Here is an 18,805-nt window from a genome sequence, read left to right as displayed (position 1 = left end):
AAATATGCGCTCTCGTGCCATTGTTTTACTTTCAGGCGGCTTAGACTCAACCACTTGCCTAGCTTGGGCACAAGCGCGCTATGAATGTATTGCTATTAGTTTTATGTATGGTCAACGCTCAACCACTGAACTTGATGCTGCAAAAGCATTAGCTCAGCGTTCAGGTGTTGAACATCGTGTAATTAATATTGATCTAGCAAATTTAGGTGGATCAGCACTTACAGATCACAACATTGCAGTACCAGAACAGTTACAAGAAGGTATTCCTGTAACTTATGTACCAGCGCGTAACACTATTTTCCTCTCGTATGCTCTAGCAGCAGCTGAAGTATTTAATGCTGAAGCTATTGTTATTGGTATCAATGCTGTTGATTATTCAGGATATCCTGATTGTCGCCCTGAATTTATTGATGCTTTTGCGAATATGGCCCGTTTAGCAACTAAAGCTGGCGTAGAAGGAAAACCACTTAAATTTGAAACACCCCTGTTACATTTATCCAAAGCGAATATCATACGTTTAGGGATTGAACATGGCGTAGACTATAGTCAAACGGTATCTTGCTATCAAGCAGATGCTCAAGGACGTGCGTGTGGTAAATGTGACAGTTGCCGTTTGCGTAAAGAAGGCTTTATCGATGCTGGTGTTACTGATCCAACACGCTATATACCGTAATAAGTAGGTAAAATTTATGAAGTTGTTAAAATCAAATCTTATTCTTTCATCTTTATTCTCAGCAGCTGCACTTATGGCTGGTTCAGTTCAAGCAGCTGAAAACCCAGTTCAAGCGGCATATAAAAGCACTAACGTTAAAGGTGCATTAGTTAACGTTTGTAAAGAACAAACTGCTAAAGGCGGTAAGTTAAGTTCATCTGAAGTTAGCAAATTCTGTAGCTGCCAAGTTGAAGCACAAGGTAAAGTGACTGAAGCACAAAAATGGGAAATCCAAAGCGCAATCAATGCGAAGAAAAGCCCAAGTTCTCTAGGATTTGTACAACAACAAAACCGTGATCTTAAAGCATGTTTTGGTCCTCAGTTAACAACTAAGCTTGAAAAGTTAACTGAAGATGCAATGAAGGCAGCTCAACAACAAGCTCCTAAAAAATAAGATTTTAATGTTCTAAATTAAGCCTGCATTTATGCAGGCTTTTTTATAGCTCTGTTAAAATAACAGCACTTTTGACCAATTCATTTGATGTAAGCCATGCAAGAACAATGGAAAACTAATGCTAACCATAAAAGGTCTATTGTCTCGTTTAGTGGAGGCAAAGATAGTTCTCTAGCACTCTACCATGCAATGCAGACAGGCGAAGTGATTGGATTGATCGTAATGCTAGAAGAACAAGGCCAACGTTCTCGCTCACATGCCATGCCTCTTGATATTATTCAAGCGCAAGCTAAAGCAATCGGCTTGTCCGTGTTTATGGCTTCATCAAGTTGGAATGACTATGAAGTAAAGTTTATTGAATTACTCAATCAAGCAAAGCAACAAGGAGCTGAGGTACTGGTTACAGGTGACCTTGATATGCCTGAACACGGCTGTTGGCATGATCGAGTAACGCAACAAGTAGGTCTTCAATTAGGAATGCCTCTTTGGCTACGTCCGCACCGTGAAGTTGTTGAAGAATTTATTCAACTTGGATTCCAGAGTGTAGTGGTGACCGTAAACCTTAAACTCGGGATGAATATAGAAGATTTAGGTAAAACCTTAACTTTAGAATACATCCAAGAGCTTGAGAACCGTGGCATTGATCCATGTGGTGAGGGCGGTGAATTTCATACGACTGTGATTGATGGACCAATCTTTAACAAAGCAATCCCTGTAAGAAAACTCAATATTGTTTATCATGAGGAATACGCTTTTTTACCACTTGAATTAGATCAAATTTAACTTTTAAAGGATAAGAAATGTCTGAGAATATTCAACTGCCAAATCAGGTGTTCCCTACTACACACGGCGAAGTGAACTTGACCGAAGTCGAAAATGAATGGCTAATCATTTACTTCTATCCTAAAGATTCAACACCAGGGTGTACAACACAAGCAGTGGGTTTTTCTTGTTTGAAAGATCAGTTTGATGCTTTAGGTGCCCGTATTTTCGGTATTTCACGTGACTCGGTAAAAGCCCATCAAAATTTTACAGAGAAGCAGGCACTTACTATTGATCTGATCAGTGATAAAGAAGAAATTCTTTGTAATCACTTTGATGTGATTAAAGAAAAGAATATGTATGGAAAGAAAGTCATGGGTATTGAACGTTCTACTTTTATTTTCCATAACAAAACTTTAGTTAAAAGCTATCGCAAAGTTAAAGCAGCTGGGCATGCAGAGCAAGTTCTAGAAGACTTAAAAGCTCTACAAACAGCTTAATAAATTCAACCAACAAAAAGCGAGTTTATACTCGCTTTTTTTAGTGCAAAGCATTACCCAATAATTTGAGTTTAACGTATCATAAAAATATTAGAATAATTAGTTTAAGGCATTGATATGAGTTCACTCAAAAATTGCTCTTTACTGCCAGCCATTCTCTTTATTGGTGCATGTAGTACAAATTCATTAGCTATACCAACTGACACCAGCACATCACTTGCTCAAATTCAGAAAACTTCAAAAGAAATAAGCTGCCAAGATTTACAAAATCCAGCCTATCAACAAGCTGTACTTAAAAAAATTAACCAAATCCGTCAGCAATCACGCCAATGTGGACAACAACATTTCTCTGCAACCAGACCACTAAGTTGGAGTAATAATTTATATAAAGGTGCACTTTCTCATAGTGAAGATATGGCAACACACAACTTTCTCGGACATGTTGGCTCCACAGGGCTAGATTTAAAATCACGTTTGAAAATTTATAATACACTCGGTAAAGCCAATGGTGAAAATGTCGCGAGTGGACAGAAAACATTAGATGAAGTGATGTCTAGATGGCTATCAAGTCCCTTACATTGTAGTAACCTAATGAACCCTAAATTTACAACCTATGCAATTGCTTGTGCTTCTGATCAATCTGTAAAACAAAAGAGCTATTGGACTCAACAATTTGGTACACGTTAAAAGGAAAAAAGATGCAATCAGGTTCGATCACCCTATTTTAAGAATTTTTGATGTCGAGTTAGCTCAATCATTTTATCTTGAGTTCTTAGGTTTTCAGCTTGATTGGCAACACCAATTTGAAGACAACTTTCCGTTATATTTACAAATTTCTAAAGATGATTGCGTTATTCATTTATCCGAGCATTTTGGAGATGCGAGTCCTCATAGCGCGATCCGTATTTATTGGGAACATATTTATGAGTTGCACAGTGAACTAAGCAAAAAAGATTATAAATGTTCTAAGCCTCAGGTTGAAAAAACAGATTGGGAGACACTTGAACTCAGCATCACTGATCCTTTTTCAAACCGAATTATCTTTTGGGCAGATGCTTAATTTATATGCACTTACTCAAAATCATCTAAATTAGAGCGATCATCTTCTTCAAAGCGTTGTTGCAACTGTTGATAAGTGCGTGTTTTTTTAAATTCATCCAAAAATTGAATAGTTCCTATAGGGAAAAATTCGGTCTGGATTTCACCACGATAATAAGCTTCACGCATTGGTGTTGCCGAGATAGAGTCTTTTAAACTATCAAGTTCAACCATAATCCACTCAGGAAATAGTCGTAAATAATATGAAGACTCATCCTTAAAGTGTCCAATCAAACCAACTTTTGAGTTCGGTTCAATTACGCCATTCACTAAAGATTTGACTTGTTTTACCCATTTTTCGTCATTATAAACATCTACTACATGTACAAAACGAATGCGTTTTTGCTCTTCTAACGAGAAATTTGACAAGATCATTTGCTCACGCTCTACTGCTAAGAACGGATTTTTAATATTACGTTCCATTTGAGCAGAACCTAATGCCAAAACGACATAGTGGCTTTGTTGTAAGGCAATTTCAATTGTCTGCATATGAGCTAAATGAAATGGTTGAAAACGCCCTATAAAAACGAGATAGTCAAATTTATACATAATTAGATTTTCACTTTTTATGAACTCACCAGTTAACCGCATTACAAAAAATATGCGCCATAATGAGAACCTAAAAATTAACAACGTGGTTTAAAGCAAGGATAGTACGATGACACTTAGCTGTATTCAACAACCTCATCAACATTTACACGCAAATTTAGAAGGTGGCGTACTCACCTTAGCCATAAATCGCCCAGAAGCAAAAAATGCACTGTATGGCGAACTTTACTTATGGATTGCCAAAGCACTTGATGAAGCTGACCAAGACAAAGATGTACGAGTAATCATTCTACGTGGTGTAGAGCAAGACTTTACCGCTGGTAATGACATGAAAGATTTTATGGGTTTTGTACAAAATCCTAATCTAGGTCCAGCAGGTCGAGTTCCTCCGTTTGTACTCCTTAAATCTGCTGCTAGATTATCAAAGCCGCTTATTATTGCAGTAAAAGGTGTGGCAATTGGTATTGGTGTTACGATTTTATTACACGCAGATTTAGTTTTTGCTGACAACACTGCCCTTTTCCAAATTCCATTTGTAAGTCTTGGCCTTTCTCCAGAAGGCGGTGCAAGCCAACTATTGGTTAAACAAGCGGGTTATCACAAAGCAGCTGAACTTCTATTTACTGCGAAAAAATTTAATGCAGAAACCGCAGTACAAACAAGCTTAGTTAATGAAGTTGTTGAAGATGCTTATGCATCTGCTCAGGCAACCGCTCAACATTTAGCAGCTTTGCCACTTGCCTCATTAAAACAAACCAAAGCATTGATGAAACATGATTTAGATCAAATTATTGAATGTATTGATCATGAAGCTGAAATCTTTATGCAACGCGTTCAATCTCCAGAAATGCTAGAAGCTGTACAAGCATTTATGCAGAAACGTAAACCAGATTTCTCGCGGTTTAATTAAAAATCAATTTCTATGATTTGAATAAACTCAAAGGCAGGCTCTTCATAAGGATGGCTTGCCTTTAATGCTTTTGCTACAGCCTTTGCATTTTCTTCAATTACAATTGTTTCAACTCGCCACTCATCAACTTGCTCAAGTTCACCCAGCTCTCCGATATAAGGATCTGCACCTTTGACTGGTTTAAATTGCCCTATTCCTTTCACTTGCCATGCGCAGTGTTCGTAATTACCGATACCCCCCGCACCAGCAGAAAAAATAGCTTGTTTAGTCGACTCAAGATGTGAATCAGGCACGTAATAAATCAGCTTTAACATAAGTAGAATGACTCAAAACTAGTAAACTTGCTTTAAATCATACCGTTAAAAAAGCTTCTAAATCAAAGTCAGCTCATCATTACCAAATAATTTGCTCCAATAAAGAGGATTTGAATGGCAAGCGCCAAGCCAAACAAGCGCCAGCCCTTATCTTTGGTATACATTGTTCTTATGTGATACTTATTTTTCATCATTTTGATCTCCGATTTTTATCGTTGTTACAGAGAAAGCAAAAATTGATCCAATTTTGAACTAAGCATAAAGTGTTAAATAGCCGAATGTCTATAGGCTTATAATTTTTCTAAAATGCTTAAAAGAGCTACACTCATTTTTATGTAGCTCTTATTCTGAACAAAATTTTAAATTTCAGTGTGCTAGCTGCGTCTTTATAATTTTAAGCATTCGATTTCTTTAAATATCTGTTCTCATATATTGTCATCATAAATGCTAAACCACATAAAATGACGAAGCCGCCAGTCATTGGTATTAATGTACCGTCATATAATTGCCCAATAATAGATGCAAGAATAAGTGACAAAACAGAGGACGCTGCACCAATAATGGCCGATGCCATACCAGCAACATGTCCCATCGGTTCCATTGCAATTGCGTTTAAATTTCCAAATAAAGTTCCAAATAATAAAAATAAAATGCAGGCATAAAGCATAAACATCCAGAATGAAACAGCCACACCCAAAAGTTGAATTCCTAAGAAAACTAAAGAAATTAAGCACAAACCTAGAAAGCCATAAATACAGATTGGACGCATACCAAACTTCATAACAATTTTAGAATTTGTAAATGAAGCGATTCCCATCACACCAGCAAGCACAGCAAAATATGCACTAAACTCTTGCCCTGTTTTACCAAACTGCTGCATAAAAATTTGCTGAGAAGTACCCAAATAACCAATGAATCCACCAAAACAGAAACCTGCACATAGCAAATAGCTCATGGTGGTTTTGTTACTTACGACTTCTTTAAAGCCTTCCTGAAATGCTTGTAGGCGCATAGGTAAACGATTTTCGGGAAGTAACGTCTCTTCCAAACGTAAAGCAACCCATGCCCCCACAACTGTGGCATAGGCCATATATAAAACAAAGATCTCACGCCAACCAAAGAAATGGATAATGAGCTGTCCCAAACTTGGTGCAATTGCTGGGGCAACCATAAACACCATCATAATTAAAGACATGATGCGGGCCATTTGAGCCCCACTGTATTTATCTCTAACAATTGAAATAGAAGCCACGTAAGGACCTGATACGCCAACCCCTTGAATGAAACGTCCAACTAAAAACCATTCAAAACTTTGTGTGGTAAAGCACAATAAACTTCCCAGAAAGTAAATAACAATTCCTGTGAATAAAATGCGTTTACGGCCAATTGCATCGGATAGAGGGCCAGCAATCAATTGGCCAATCGTCATACCAGAAAAAATACCAATAATGACCCACTGTGTCTGATTATTATTTTTTAAGTCAAAAACTCGTCCGATTTCGCCCAAAGCAGGTAGGACTGCATCTATTGAAAAAGAAACAATAGACATGAGCAATGCCATTAGTAATGCAAATTCATGGAAATGGATTTTTGATTTCATTTTTCTTCTCTGCTATTTATTAATATCGTACTGCATACAAATAAGCCACCTTACGGTGGCTTATTTCAACTTTTATATTACCCGATAAACTTACGTGCATTACGGAACATACGTAACCATGCACCATCTTCAGTCCATTCTTCTGGACTCCAAGAGTGTTGAATTGCACGGAAAGTACGCTCTGGGTGTGGCATCATGATCGTTGCACGACCATCTTTAGATGTTACACCAGTAATCGCTTCTGGCGAACCATTCGGATTCAATGGATAATGTTGAGTCGGGTTACCATGGCTGTCAACATAACGCAAAGCAACTTGGTTAGCTGCATTCAAGCCTGCAATATCAGCTTCACTCGCAACTGCACGACCTTCACCGTGTGCTACAGCAATCGGTAAAATCGAACCTTCCATTCCATTAAGCAATACAGAAACAGATTTTTCAACACGAACGTTTACGCTACGTGCTTCAAAGACTTCTGACATATTGCGGTGGAAACGTGGCCAGTGTTCAGCACCTGGAATAAGTGGCGCTAATTGTGACAACATTTGGCAACCATTACAGATACCTAAGCTAAACGTGTCTTCACGATGGAAGAACTGTTCAAACTGATCACGTAATTTCGCATTGAACAATACAGATTTTGCCCAGCCTCCGCCAGCACCCATTACGTCACCGTAAGAGAAACCGCCACAAGTCACTAAACCTTCAAAATCACTTAGGCTAACGCGACCAGCAAGTAAATCACTCATGTGCACGTCAACGGTATTGAAACCAACCTTATCAAAGGCTGCTGCCATCTCAATATGACCGTTTACACCTTGCTCACGCAAGATCGCCATATTAGGACGACGTGTGTTAATGAACGGTGCTTCAATAGGTTCATTCAAGTCAAATGTTGGTTTAGCAATTAAGCCTTGATGTGATTTATCTGCAATTAAAGCAAATTCTTGGTCAGCAGTTTCTACGTTATCACGTAAACGTTGGATCTGATGAGATACCTCAGACCAAGCTTGTTGCAATTCTGCACGCTCTAAAGTCAAACCGTTTACAGATAATTGATCGGTGTTGTTTACACAACCAACTACAGCAATTGCATCTTTCAAGCTAGATGCAGCAACTTCTGCTTGTAAAGCGTCCCAATCAGTTGCCTTAATTTGAAGAACTGCACCAATTTCTTCAGCAAATAAACTTGCTGGAGTTTGGTCTTCTAATGCAACACCTAAACGTGCAGCGAACATCATTTCAGCAACAGTTGCGAGTAAACCACCATCACCGATGTCATGGTAAGCTTGAATCAAGCCACGGTTGTTCCAATCTTGAATTAAAGCAAAGAACGCTTTGAAATCATCAAAACTATCAACGTCTGGAGTGATTGAACCGATTGCTTTATATACTTGCGCAAGAATCGAACCACCTAAACGGAACTGGCCTTTAGATAAATCAATACGTACAAGTACTGAATCTTCTAAATTCTTAAGTTCAGGTGTTAAAGTTTTACGAACATCTGTTACTGGAGCAAATGCAGTAATTACACCTGTCATTGGAGATGTTACAGCTTTGTCTTCACCGTTTTCGTTCCAAGTAGTACGCATTGAAAGCGAGTCTTTACCTACAGGAATCGCAATTCCTAAAGCAGGACACATTTCCATACCAATCGCTTTCACACCTTCAAACAATGCTTGGTCTTCACCTTTTTGACCAGCAGCAGCCATCCAGTTTGCAGAAAGTTTGATATCGCTAATCTGTTCAATGTTTGCACATGCAATATTAGTAATTGCTTCAGCAACTGCCAAACGAGCAGATGCTGCTGGATTTAACAATGCTACTGGCGGACGTTCACCCATCGCCATTGCTTCACCAGTGAAGCCTTGTAAGCTTGTCGTCGTTACTGCTGCATCCGCAACAGGAATCTGCCAACGACCAACCATTTGATCACGTGCAACCATACCTGTAATTGAGCGGTCACCAATGGTGATCAAGAATGATTTAGAAGCAACTGTAGGATTTTTCAATACACGGAAAATCGCATCTTTCAAATCAACTTTTGAAGCGTCAAACTCGTTACCTTTACGCTCAATTGTTTCATAAGAACGTTGCATACGCGGTGTACCACCAAGCATTACTTGCATTGGGATATCAACTGCATTGTTCTGGAACAATGGATCTTCAACAGTTAAATGACGAGCTTCAGTTGCTTCACCTAACACGGCAAATGGACAACGTTCACGAGCACAGATTGATTCGAACTGTTCTAAAGACTCTGGACGAATTGCAAGAACATAACGCTCTTGTGCTTCGTTTGACCAGATTTCCATTGGGCTCATGCCCGGTTCTAATGAAGGAATCTTACGAAGGTTAAGAACTGCACCTAACTCATGGTCATTCACAAGTTCAGGCATAGCATTTGATAGACCACCCGCACCAACGTCGTGTACAGAAACGATTGGGTTGAAGTCTTCTAAGCGCCAGCACGTATCAATTACTTCTTGACAACGGCGCTCCATTTCTGGGTTTTCACGTTGTACAGATGCGAAATCAAGGCTTTCACCCATTGTACCGCTGTCTACAGAAGATGCTGCACCGCCGCCAAGACCGATTAACATTGCAGGGCCACCCAATACAATGAGCAAGTCACCTGGTTGAATCGCATCTTTTTCTACATGGTCAGGACGAATGTTACCGTAACCACCAGCGATCATGATTGGCTTATGGAAGCCCTTCACTTCACCATTTACATTTTGTTCGAAAGTACGGAAATAACCATTTAATGCAGGACGACCGAATTCGTTGTTAAATGCCGCGCCACCTAATGGACCTTCAATCATGATTTGTAATGGCGATGCCATACGTGAAGGTTTACCGTAGTTTTCTTCCCAAGGTTGTTCAAAACCAGGAATATTTAAGTTAGAAACTGTAAAGCCTGTTAAACCAGCTTTTGGTTTACCACCACGACCAGTTGCACCTTCATCACGGATTTCACCGCCTGAACCAGTTGCAGCACCAGCAAATGGAGAAATTGCTGTTGGGTGGTTATGAGTTTCAACCTTCATTAAAATATGAGCTGCTTGGCTCTTATATTTATAAACAAAGTGACCATTTTCATCCGCTTTTGGATAAAAACGCATCGTGTCATAACCCACAATTACAGAAGCATTATCTTTGTATGCAGATAAAACGTCAGTTGGTGATTCTTTGTAAGTGTTTTTAATCATCTGGAACAATGATAATGGTTGTTTTTCACCATCAATTGTCCATTCAGAACCAAAGATTTTATGACGACAGTGTTCAGAGTTCGCCTGTGCAAACATCATCAATTCGATATCATTTGGATTACGACCAAGCTTACCGAATGCTTCTGTTAAATAATCAATTTCTTGTTCAGAAAGCGCAAAACCGAACTCATTGTTCGCTTTAACCAAAGCTTCTTTGCCTTGGCCCAAGATATCAATTGAATTTAATGGTTTTGGAGCTGTTTCTGAGAATAATGCTTTTGCATCTTCAATTTGAGCAAAAACTGTTTCTGTCATACGGTCATGAAGTACTTGTTTAACTTCATTTGTAATTTCAGTAACGCCTTTTAACGTGAATAAAAGACCACGTTCTAAACGGTGTACTGGTGTATTACAGTTTTTGAAAATATCAGTTGCTTTAGAAGACCAAGGTGAAATAGTACCCACACGTGGTGTAACTAAAATCTGAATCTCATCACTTGCAGATTGACGAAGTTCAAAAGACTCACCGTCATTCAATAATTGCAAAGCAGATTGATGTTGCTGCTCGTTGAGCGCTTGATCAAACAAATAGACCCATTGGCTGTCAAAAGATTGAACAGAACTAATTGACGATAAACGTGTTAATAGTTGAGCTTTCTTAAAAGAAGAATGTGCTGCTGCACCGGCCACGATAAACATGTTGATTTTGGCTCCACGGGCAGGTCTTGTGAACCTTACCGCAATGTGACTTTAGAGAGAGCGCATATTCTACTGCTTCTTGCTAAAATCAGCTAGATGTAGAATCAGTATTCTGTAACCTAATTCTGCAAGAAGTGATTTGTTTTTTGTTCAAAATCATTTTTTTAGTCATTCTTGCTAAAAATAAATTGTTGCATGTTTATTCAATAACATAATAAAACCCGAACTAAGACAAACTATGTCGCACCAAGCTAGTGCTTTTAAGTTTTTTTTGGCATGATCAGCTTTTATAGTTTTGAATAATGATAAATGGAACAAATGCGTTGGTTAGAGCTGCTTTCCGCAGTTCGTTTAGGTAGCAAAAAAAGTAGTACAGAACTGGCTCGTAGCCCATTCCATAAAGATTATGACCGCATTATATTTTCTCAAAGTTTTCGTCAGTTAAACCGTAAGACGCAAGTTCACCCTTTAGCACAGCATGATGGCATTCATACCCGCTTAACACACTCCCTTGAAGTTTCCTGCATTGGTCGCTCAATGGGTATGCTTGCCGCAGAAAAAATAAAAGATGAATTACCCGTTTGGATTTCACCTGCCGATGTCGGAGCAATTATTCAAGCAGCTTGTCTGGCCCACGATATAGGTAATCCTCCTTTCGGGCATGCGGGTGAATACGCAATTCGCGAATGGTTCGATGATGCCTCGCATGATGATTTTTTGAAAAAACTAAGCCCCGAAGAAGAAGCTGATGTTCGTCAGTTTGAAGGTAATGCTCAAGGATTACGTTTATTAAGTCGCATTGACTATCATCCAAATGATGGCGGTATGCGCTTAACTTATGCAACTTTAGGTGCTTATCTAAAATATCCATGGCTTTCAAAAACAATTGCTTCGCAGGGTGACCGCCCTTCCCATCAAAGAGCAAAGTTTGGTTGTTATCAGTCTGAAAAAGAAATTTTAAAACAGATTGCGGAACAGCTCGGGCTGATTCAACTCGGGGAATATCATTATTGCCGTCATCCACTCACCTACCTGTTAGAAGCTGCTGATGACATTTGCTATGCCCTCATTGATTTAGAAGATGGCATTGTCTTAAATATGCTGAGTTACCAAGAAGTTGAACCGATATTCTTAAATCTTATTGCCGACTATGGTCAACCTGAAGAGTTGTCTCATCCAAACAGTACGTGGCAACAAAAGATCTCAGCATTACGTGGTCGAGTGATGAAACGTCTTGTTGATGAAGTCACTACGGCTTTTGCCAAGAATCATTATGAAATCATTACAGGTCAGCTTAAAGGCAACCTTTTGCAATATTGTTCACCCGATATTGCAAAAGGTATCGAAACTGCCAAGAATCTGGCACGTGACAAAATTTTTGAGCACCCACAAAAATCTGGTTTAGAAATTATTGCACATCAAAGCTTACAAACGATTCTGGATGCATTTGTACCACTCACAACACCACATAAGTCTTTAAGCTTTAAAGAACAACGTTTAATGTCTATCCTTAATCTATATGGTGCTAGCTTTAGCAATAATCACTACAGCAATATCATGCAAGTCCTCGATATTATCAGTAAGTTCTCAGATCATCAGGCTTATAGCTTGGCGCAAGAGTTGCAAGGTAATAAAATTGGCTTGTTTTAAATTGGCTTAATATAGAAAGAAATAAAACCAGTGTCGTTTTCAATTAATGTTAAAACGACCAGATTTACAGTTATGAATAAGTGAAACTAATCTATGATCGGATGTTTAATTGGCGAAGTGTTTGCCCTAGAAGCCCCTACTGTCTTACTGAATGTAAATGGTGTGGGTTATGAAATTGATACGCCACTTTCAACATTTTGCCAATTACAAAAAGGCCAGAAAGTTACGTTATGGACGCATTTAGTTGTTCGTGAAGATGCTCAACAACTCTACGGTTTTAGCGATGCTCAAGAGAAAACAATTTTCCGCACCTTATTAAAAGTAAATGGTGTCGGCCCGAAAATGGCATTGGGTATTTTATCGACACTAAGCGTTGAGTTATTGGTTCACACCATTGAACATGATGATATAAATACGCTGGTCAAAGTTCCAGGGGTTGGCAAAAAAACAGCTGAACGTTTAATGATTGAACTCCGTGACCGTTTCAAAACATTGGCTCAAGGCACTTCAACTGTGGCGACCATGCCTCAAATTCAATTTGCTGCAAACTCTCCTGTCGCAGAAGCAGAAGCTGCGTTGCAATCTTTAGGTTATAAGCCACTTGAAGCACAAAAAGCTGTTGCAGCGGTTAAAGCCGATTACACAGAATCAGCCGATATTATTCGCGCTGCTCTCAAATCCATGATGAAGTAAAACACTTATGCAAGACCGTCTAATCAGTGGAACAGAAAAACCTGAAGATCATTTTGATCGGGCTATTCGACCAACTTCTCTTGCCGACTATATTGGGCAACCAGTCGTACGCGAGCAAATGGAAATTTTCATTGGCGCTGCTCGTGGTCGTGGTGAAGCTCTCGACCACACACTGATTTTTGGTCCGCCCGGCTTAGGTAAAACCACACTAGCTAATATTATTGCACGGGAAATGGGTGGCAACCTCAAATCGACTTCGGGGCCTGTCTTGGAACGTGCAGGTGATTTAGCAGCAATGCTGACTAACCTTGAAGAAGGCGATGTTTTATTTATTGATGAAATTCATCGTCTTTCACCGGTGATTGAAGAAATTCTGTATCCAGCGATGGAAGATTACCAACTCGACATCATGATTGGTGAAGGCCCTGCTGCTCGTTCAATTAAACTCGATTTACCCCCTTTTACACTCGTCGCTGCGACCACACGTGCGGGCTTACTGACCTCACCATTACGTGACCGCTTCGGTATTGTGCAACGTCTTGAGTTTTACTCTGTAGAAGACTTGACTCACATTGTGTCACGCTCTGCAAACTTAATGGATGTACCCATTACAGTTGAAGGCGCAGAAGAAGTAGCACGCCGATCACGCGGAACACCTCGTATCGCCAACCGTTTATTACGACGTGTTCGTGACTATGCCCAAGTGAAAGGCACAGGCGAAGTGACCCATGAAATGGCACAGCGTGCGCTTGATATGCTCAATGTTGATAAAGCTGGCCTAGATACCCTAGACCGACGTTATTTGAGCATGCTACTCGAGCGTTTTGATGGTGGCCCTGCTGGAGTTGAAGCGCTTGCAGCAGCGATGGCTGAAGACAGCGGTACGCTTGAAGACGTGATTGAACCTTATTTAATTCAACAAGGTTATGTCATGCGTACTGCACGAGGTCGGATTGCAACCAACCAATCTTATTTACAGTTTGGAATGACACCGCCTGAGCCTAAAAACTAATCAAAGGAAGAGAATTTTCTCTTCCTTTTTTAATTTAATCTCTCTATCCAATTAAAATAATAATTGTCTTATCAATAAATTAGCCACTCTATACCTTTTAAGTCTTTCTTTATACCTTATTGATTTTTTAATATTTCTAAAAACTACATTATAAGAAATCTAGATAGCAAATCTTATGAACAATAATATTTTTAGGATAAGGACATGTACAAAAAAGCCGCTTTGATTTTTCCACTCGCTCTAATAAGCCAGCTGAGCCTAGCAGATTGGGTAAAAGATGCTGCACAACAAAATGAAAATCAGGTTATTCAATTAAGACAACATATTCACGAGCATCCTGAACTCGGCAACATGGAATTTAAAACATCAGCACTGGTTCAAAAAGAATTGAAGTCTTATGGCATTCAAGTCAAAACAGGTTATGCAAAAACAGGGGTTATTGGCATTTTAAAAGGTAATAAACCCGGTCCTATTATCGCGCTTAGAGCAGATATGGATGCGCTACCTATGGAAGAAAAAAGCGGAGTTCCCTTTTCTAGTAAACAAAAAGCAATTTATCAAGGTAAAGAAAGTTATGTGATGCATGCCTGTGGACATGATGCACACACAGCAATGCTATTAGGTGCAGCAAAAATACTAGCTGCCAATAAAGATAAAATATCGGGTACCGTTGTCTTTGTTTTTCAACCCGCTGAAGAAGGTGGAGCAGATATAGACAACTTTAAGCAGGGTGATCAAATCGGCTCAAGAAAAATGATCACAGACGGTGCATTTAAAGATTATAAACCCGAAGCTATTTTTGGAATACATGTCATATCTGGTATGCAAAGTGGGCACCTTTATTATAAAGATGGTGCCATTTTAAATAGCGCAGATCATTTGCGTATTCAGGTTAACGGTAAGCAGGTTCACGGCTCGACCCCATGGTTAGGTAGAGATCCAATTTATGCATCTGCACAAATGATTAATAATTTACAGAGTCTTATTAGCCGAAGAACCGACCTCACCCAAGGCATGGGCGTAGTCACTATCGGTAATATTCAAGGTGGTACGGCAGGAAATGTAATTCCGGAACAAGTCAATATGATTGGGACTATTCGCTCTAACAACGAACAGATACGAGCAAATATCTTAAAAAGTTTACCAACCCTGATAGAGCATAACGCTCAAGCTAATGACGTCACCGCCAAAGTTGAAATTGCTCCTTACGCTCCAGTGACCATGAATGATAAAGCGCTTACTCAGTTTATTCAGCCAACCCTAGCCAAAGTTGTTGGCGATTCAAAACTCCATGTTTTAGATCATAATGCAAGCGCAAGTGAAGATTTTGCCTATTATGGCAAGTTAATGCCGTCATTCTTTGTTTTCTTGGGTGCAACACCAGAAAATCAGGACTTAACTCAGGCGGCACCAAATCATAGCCCTTATTTTATTGTAGATAACAAGGCTTTAAAAACTGGGACCGAGCTACATGTAAGATTCGTATTAGATTATCCGAATATATCAAAACAAGTTCAAACTTCATGGAAGCCCTCTTAACTTAAAAAGCTTGCTAGCCATAAGATATAGCGTTTTTAGATTAGAAATACAGCAACCGCAATTGAAAGGTTGTGCCATAGGACTTAGTATGCAATCTGCTAAACTGCCCCGTATTTAAAAGCAGATGTATGGCTGTTGAATAGAGCTGATGTTTTATTCAAAGCCATATTTTAAATATAAAGCTCTATAGTGAACTAAAACGGAATACTCTCATGGCGAATCATTTTGAATTCAACATTCGTGTTTATATTGAAGATACGGACGCAGGTGGTATTGTTTACCATGCCAACCATATTCGCTATATGGAACGTACCCGTACTGAATGGCTCCGTGCTTCTGGCGTTGATCATTACTGGCATCAAAAAGACTACAACTTTGTCGTACACAAAATTGACGTAAAATACATGCGTCCTATTTTAATGGATGATTTAATTACTGTTACAGCACGTGTAGTTTCATGTAAAGCTGCGTCATTTGTGTTGCAACAAAATATTTATCGTGGTGAAATCTTGCTTGCTTCTGGCGAGGTTGAGTTGGCATGTTTAAGTAAAGAACTTGTAGCTCGTCGTCTTCCAGAAGAAATACGTGATCTTATTCGTAAAGAATTGGAACAAGACTAAAAAAACAACCGGCATATGTAACCTATGGCAACAAACATTGAATCAACCCTGCATATTTCTGACCTTATTTTACAAGCAAGTCCAGTCGTTCAGTTGGTCATGCTAATTTTATTGTTAGCATCGATCTTTAGTTGGTATCTGATTGCCAAGTTACATATGAGTTATAAAAAAGCACATCAAGACGATGAACATTTCCAAAAAATGTTCTGGTCTGGTGCTGAACTCAATACGCTTTATAACAATGCCCAACTCAACTCAAAGCGCTCTGGGCTTGAAGATATTTTTTATCAAGGGTTGAGCGAATTTTTTAAACTCAAAAAGCGTCAGGCTCCTGTTTCACAAACAATTGAAGGCACTGAACGGATTTTGCGCGTAGGTTTGAGTCGTGATCAGAGCCATTTAGAATATGGTTTAGGGACTTTAGCAAGTATCGGTTCTGTAGCACCGTACATCGGTCTATTCGGTACTGTTTGGGGTATTATGAATGCCTTTATCGGTTTGGCTGCGGTCGATCAGGTAACTCTAGCAACTGTTGCACCAGGTATTGCCGAAGCACTTATTGCAACTGCAATTGGTTTGTTTGCCGCAATTCCTGCTGTATTAGCTTTTAACCATTTCACTGCTAAAAGTGAAAGTGTTTATTCTGATCGCGCTTTATTTGCTGAAGAGATGATTGCTTTATTGCAACGTCAATCTGTGGGTTCATCACAGGAAGATGCATAATGGCAATTCAGCGTTCAGGGCGCTTTGAGCGCATAAAAAAACCATTAAAAAGTGATATGAACGTCGTACCTTATATTGACGTTATGCTCGTGCTTTTGGTTATTTTTATGGTAACTGCCCCTATGATTACCAGTGGTATCAAGGTCGATTTACCTCAAGCAAATAACCATCCAATCGAATCAAAAGATATGCCAGCCATGGTAACAATTGGCAAAGATGGCAATATTTATCTTCAGTATGAAGATTACAAAGATAATGAACCATTATCTCGTGAAAAACTTGAAGAAGTTTTAAGCGATGCTCAAAAACAAGCTGAACAAGAAAACAAACAACTCACAGTTTTAGTCAATGGTGATAAGTCTCGTCCTTATGGAGAAGTCGTATCATTGATGGCGAGTTTACAAGAAGCAGGTTTAACTCAAGTTGGCCTTCTGACAGAGCCTTTAAAATAAGCTATGAACAAAAATCAAAAGCCGCCCTTTAAACAAAATGCGATTGCATTGAGCTTTACACTCGGAGTTCATGCAATTGCCATTGTTGGCTTGCTTTTTTTAGGCTTGAGTAAACCACCTGAACAGCCAAAAAAGCTAACAACTATTTTAGTTAAGCCAGAAGATTTGCCTCCTCCTTTAGCAAAAGAAGTTGAACAAGAGACTACAGCTACCAATGAAGCAAAAGAGGTATTAGCCCCTATTGTGGATGAAACGCTTCCTCAAAATCTTCCGACTACGCCTCCTCCTCCAACAGCTCAACAACTTGCCGCCCAACAGCAAAAGGCTGAACAGGCACAACAAGCTAAGTTAGCTGAGCAAAAACGTAAAGCTGAAGAAGCTGCAAAAGCTAAACAAGCAGCAGCGGAACAGCAACGTAAAGAGGAAATACAAAAACAGCAGGCTGAAGCTAAAGCAAAATCAGAAGCTGAACAAAAGCGTAAGGCCGAACAAACGGCGAAAGCTCAAGCAGATGCCAAAGCTAAACAAGAGCAAAATGAAGCTCGTAAAGCTGCTGAAGACGCTAAACGTAAAGTTGAGGCTGATGCAAAATTAAAACGTGAAGCTCAAAAGGCCGAAAACGCTAAGCTTCAAGCACAACAAGAAGCTAAGCGAAAAGCTGAGGCCGATGCGAAAGCCAAGCAGCAAAAAGCTGCCGATGACGCTAAACGAAAAGCTGAAGCTGCTGCTAAAGCTAAACAGCAAAAAGCTAATGACGATGCTAAACGTAAAGCTGAAGCAGATGCTAAAGCTAAGCAACAAAAAGCCAATGACGAGGCTAAACGTAAAGCTGAGGCCGATGCGAAAGCCAAACAGCAAAAGGCTGCTGACGATGCTAAACGTAAAGCTGAGGCCGATGCGAAAGCCAAACAGCAAAAGGCTGCTGACGATGCTAAACGCAAAGCTGATGCTAAAGCCAAGCAAAAAGCTGCTGACGATGCTAAGCGTAAAGCTGAAGCAGAGGCCGAAGCCAAAGCTGCATCTGCTCAAAAAGCACAAGAAGAAGCAGCTCAAAAGAAAGCTGAAGCTAAAAAAGTTGCTTCTTCAGCTAGACGCGATTTTGAACAAAAAATTCGACGCTCTTGGGACGTTCCAACTGGCAGTAGTGGTAAAACAGTTGGTGTTCGCTTCACTCTCTCCGATTCGGGAAGCGTTAACTCTATTGTGATCACGCGTTCAAGTGGTGATGATGCCTTAGACGCAAGTATTAAAGCTGCAATTCAAGCCGCAGCGCCCTATCCTATGCCATCAGATCCAGATGCAAGACGTGAAGCAAGAAGTGTTAGCTCTACATTTAGAGCGCAATAATTTTGAAAGAGTTACATGC

General features: G+C 39.6%; 19 protein-coding genes and 1 pseudogene. 15 read left to right on the top strand and 5 right to left on the bottom strand.

The window, feature by feature from the left end; translation table 11 throughout:
* Positions 1-4: 4 nt before the first annotated feature.
* The 6 genes and pseudogenes from queC (at position 5) to JGE69_RS05910 (ending at position 3,428) form a co-directional block, all read left to right on the top strand.
* Complete coding sequence (gene queC, locus JGE69_RS05935) at positions 5-673, top strand: 7-cyano-7-deazaguanine synthase QueC (RefSeq protein ID WP_002118843.1); 669 nt, start codon at positions 5-7, stop codon at positions 671-673.
* A 16-nt stretch (positions 674-689) separates the two neighbouring features.
* Positions 690-1,106, top strand: a complete 417-nt coding sequence (locus JGE69_RS05930) for a hypothetical protein (RefSeq protein WP_002118993.1) — start codon at positions 690-692, stop codon at positions 1,104-1,106.
* 96 nt (positions 1,107-1,202) lie between these two features.
* Positions 1,203-1,889, top strand: coding sequence for a diphthine--ammonia ligase (locus JGE69_RS05925; RefSeq protein ID WP_199113121.1), 687 nt, complete (start codon positions 1,203-1,205; stop codon positions 1,887-1,889).
* 17 nt (positions 1,890-1,906) lie between these two features.
* The gene (locus JGE69_RS05920; protein WP_002118936.1) at positions 1,907-2,368 is read left to right on the top strand and encodes a peroxiredoxin; all 462 of its coding nucleotides are present in this window, start codon (positions 1,907-1,909) and stop codon (positions 2,366-2,368) included.
* Positions 2,369-2,485: 117 nt separating this feature from the next.
* Positions 2,486-3,055, top strand: coding sequence for a CAP domain-containing protein (locus JGE69_RS05915; protein WP_199113123.1), 570 nt, complete (start codon positions 2,486-2,488; stop codon positions 3,053-3,055).
* 11 nt (positions 3,056-3,066) lie between these two features.
* A pseudogene (locus JGE69_RS05910) lies at positions 3,067-3,428 on the top strand (glyoxalase superfamily protein).
* Positions 3,429-3,439: 11 nt separating this feature from the next.
* Here the strand turns inward: JGE69_RS05910 and JGE69_RS05905 are convergent.
* Positions 3,440-4,015 (bottom strand): nicotinate-nicotinamide nucleotide adenylyltransferase, encoded by a 576-nt coding sequence (locus JGE69_RS05905; RefSeq protein ID WP_199113124.1) that lies wholly within the window; start codon positions 4,013-4,015, stop codon positions 3,440-3,442.
* A gap of 109 nt (positions 4,016-4,124) precedes the next feature.
* On the opposite strand from JGE69_RS05905, the gene JGE69_RS05900 reads away from it, so the two are divergent.
* On the top strand, positions 4,125-4,925 hold the full coding sequence (locus tag JGE69_RS05900) for an enoyl-CoA hydratase-related protein (RefSeq protein WP_199113125.1): 801 nt from the start codon (positions 4,125-4,127) through the stop codon (positions 4,923-4,925).
* Here the strand turns inward: JGE69_RS05900 and JGE69_RS05895 are convergent.
* The 4 genes from JGE69_RS05895 to purL all read right to left on the bottom strand — a co-directional run bounded on the left by JGE69_RS05895 (position 4,922) and on the right by purL (position 10,750).
* On the bottom strand, positions 4,922-5,239 hold the full coding sequence (locus JGE69_RS05895) for a hypothetical protein (RefSeq protein ID WP_005067788.1): 318 nt from the start codon (positions 5,237-5,239) through the stop codon (positions 4,922-4,924). The genes JGE69_RS05900 and JGE69_RS05895 overlap by 4 nt on opposite strands.
* 68 nt (positions 5,240-5,307) lie before the next feature.
* Positions 5,308-5,433: a KGW motif small protein gene (locus tag JGE69_RS18125; RefSeq protein WP_002118600.1), complete on the bottom strand. Its 126-nt coding sequence runs from the start codon at positions 5,431-5,433 to the stop codon at positions 5,308-5,310.
* A gap of 200 nt (positions 5,434-5,633) precedes the next feature.
* Entirely contained in the window at positions 5,634-6,839 is a 1,206-nt protein-coding gene (locus JGE69_RS05890; protein ID WP_032004424.1) for a multidrug effflux MFS transporter, read from the bottom strand.
* Between the two features lie 77 nt (positions 6,840-6,916).
* A complete protein-coding gene (gene purL, locus JGE69_RS05885; RefSeq protein WP_199113126.1) occupies positions 6,917-10,750 on the bottom strand; it encodes a phosphoribosylformylglycinamidine synthase in 3,834 nt (1,277 codons plus the stop codon).
* 309 nt (positions 10,751-11,059) lie between these two features.
* Between purL and JGE69_RS05880 the strand changes: the two genes are divergently transcribed.
* From JGE69_RS05880 to tolA, 8 genes are all read left to right on the top strand, one after another.
* Positions 11,060-12,400 carry a deoxyguanosinetriphosphate triphosphohydrolase gene (locus JGE69_RS05880; RefSeq protein WP_031949070.1) on the top strand — a complete coding sequence of 447 codons (1,341 nt, stop codon included), beginning with the start codon at positions 11,060-11,062 and terminating at the stop codon, positions 12,398-12,400.
* Between the two features lie 93 nt (positions 12,401-12,493).
* Positions 12,494-13,093 carry a Holliday junction branch migration protein RuvA gene (gene ruvA / locus JGE69_RS05875; protein WP_002118762.1) on the top strand — a complete coding sequence of 200 codons (600 nt, stop codon included), beginning with the start codon at positions 12,494-12,496 and terminating at the stop codon, positions 13,091-13,093.
* A gap of 7 nt (positions 13,094-13,100) precedes the next feature.
* The gene (gene ruvB / locus JGE69_RS05870) at positions 13,101-14,105 is read left to right on the top strand and encodes a Holliday junction branch migration DNA helicase RuvB (RefSeq protein WP_002052424.1); all 1,005 of its coding nucleotides are present in this window, start codon (positions 13,101-13,103) and stop codon (positions 14,103-14,105) included.
* 204 nt (positions 14,106-14,309) lie between these two features.
* Positions 14,310-15,644: a M20 family metallopeptidase gene (locus JGE69_RS05865; protein WP_199113127.1), complete on the top strand. Its 1,335-nt coding sequence runs from the start codon at positions 14,310-14,312 to the stop codon at positions 15,642-15,644.
* Positions 15,645-15,856: 212 nt separating this feature from the next.
* Positions 15,857-16,264 carry a tol-pal system-associated acyl-CoA thioesterase gene (ybgC, locus tag JGE69_RS05860; RefSeq protein WP_004699892.1) on the top strand — a complete coding sequence of 136 codons (408 nt, stop codon included), beginning with the start codon at positions 15,857-15,859 and terminating at the stop codon, positions 16,262-16,264.
* A gap of 24 nt (positions 16,265-16,288) precedes the next feature.
* Positions 16,289-16,987, top strand: a complete 699-nt coding sequence (tolQ, locus tag JGE69_RS05855) for a protein TolQ (RefSeq protein WP_016140259.1) — start codon at positions 16,289-16,291, stop codon at positions 16,985-16,987.
* Entirely contained in the window at positions 16,987-17,439 is a 453-nt protein-coding gene (tolR, locus tag JGE69_RS05850; protein WP_005067772.1) for a protein TolR, read from the top strand. Before tolQ ends, tolR begins: the two co-directional genes overlap by 1 nt.
* Before the next feature lie 3 nt (positions 17,440-17,442).
* The gene (tolA, locus tag JGE69_RS05845) at positions 17,443-18,786 is read left to right on the top strand and encodes a cell envelope integrity protein TolA (protein WP_199113128.1); all 1,344 of its coding nucleotides are present in this window, start codon (positions 17,443-17,445) and stop codon (positions 18,784-18,786) included.
* Positions 18,787-18,805 lie beyond the last annotated feature (19 nt).

This window comes from Acinetobacter sp. C13 (assembly GCF_016809775.1).
Classification (GTDB): domain Bacteria; phylum Pseudomonadota; class Gammaproteobacteria; order Pseudomonadales; family Moraxellaceae; genus Acinetobacter; species Acinetobacter pittii.
Note: the sequence above shows the minus strand (reverse complement) of the source record. Positions and strands in the feature narration are given on the sequence as shown.

Bases quoted from the DNA above. Each gene is read 5' to 3' on its own strand.
- JGE69_RS05880 (WP_031949070.1), top strand. From the start codon at position 11,060: ATGGAACAAATGCGTTGGTTAGAGCTGCTTTCCGCAGTTCGTTTAGGT.
- ybgC (WP_004699892.1), top strand. From the start codon at position 15,857: ATGGCGAATCATTTTGAATTCAACATTCGTGTTTATATTGAAGATACG.
- JGE69_RS05930 (WP_002118993.1), top strand. From the start codon at position 690: ATGAAGTTGTTAAAATCAAATCTTATTCTTTCATCTTTATTCTCAGCA.
- purL (WP_199113126.1), bottom strand. From the start codon at position 10,750: ATGTTTATCGTGGCCGGTGCAGCAGCACATTCTTCTTTTAAGAAAGCT.
- JGE69_RS05905 (WP_199113124.1), bottom strand. From the start codon at position 4,015: ATGTATAAATTTGACTATCTCGTTTTTATAGGGCGTTTTCAACCATTT.
- JGE69_RS05915 (WP_199113123.1), top strand. From the start codon at position 2,486: ATGAGTTCACTCAAAAATTGCTCTTTACTGCCAGCCATTCTCTTTATT.
- ruvB (WP_002052424.1), top strand. From the start codon at position 13,101: ATGCAAGACCGTCTAATCAGTGGAACAGAAAAACCTGAAGATCATTTT.
- JGE69_RS05895 (WP_005067788.1), bottom strand. From the start codon at position 5,239: ATGTTAAAGCTGATTTATTACGTGCCTGATTCACATCTTGAGTCGACT.
- JGE69_RS05890 (WP_032004424.1), bottom strand. From the start codon at position 6,839: ATGAAATCAAAAATCCATTTCCATGAATTTGCATTACTAATGGCATTG.
- tolQ (WP_016140259.1), top strand. From the start codon at position 16,289: ATGGCAACAAACATTGAATCAACCCTGCATATTTCTGACCTTATTTTA.
- JGE69_RS05865 (WP_199113127.1), top strand. From the start codon at position 14,310: ATGTACAAAAAAGCCGCTTTGATTTTTCCACTCGCTCTAATAAGCCAG.
- queC (WP_002118843.1), top strand. From the start codon at position 5: ATGCGCTCTCGTGCCATTGTTTTACTTTCAGGCGGCTTAGACTCAACC.
- tolR (WP_005067772.1), top strand. From the start codon at position 16,987: ATGGCAATTCAGCGTTCAGGGCGCTTTGAGCGCATAAAAAAACCATTA.
- JGE69_RS18125 (WP_002118600.1), bottom strand. From the start codon at position 5,433: ATGATGAAAAATAAGTATCACATAAGAACAATGTATACCAAAGATAAG.
- ruvA (WP_002118762.1), top strand. From the start codon at position 12,494: ATGATCGGATGTTTAATTGGCGAAGTGTTTGCCCTAGAAGCCCCTACT.
- JGE69_RS05920 (WP_002118936.1), top strand. From the start codon at position 1,907: ATGTCTGAGAATATTCAACTGCCAAATCAGGTGTTCCCTACTACACAC.
- JGE69_RS05925 (WP_199113121.1), top strand. From the start codon at position 1,203: ATGCAAGAACAATGGAAAACTAATGCTAACCATAAAAGGTCTATTGTC.
- tolA (WP_199113128.1), top strand. From the start codon at position 17,443: ATGAACAAAAATCAAAAGCCGCCCTTTAAACAAAATGCGATTGCATTG.
- JGE69_RS05900 (WP_199113125.1), top strand. From the start codon at position 4,125: ATGACACTTAGCTGTATTCAACAACCTCATCAACATTTACACGCAAAT.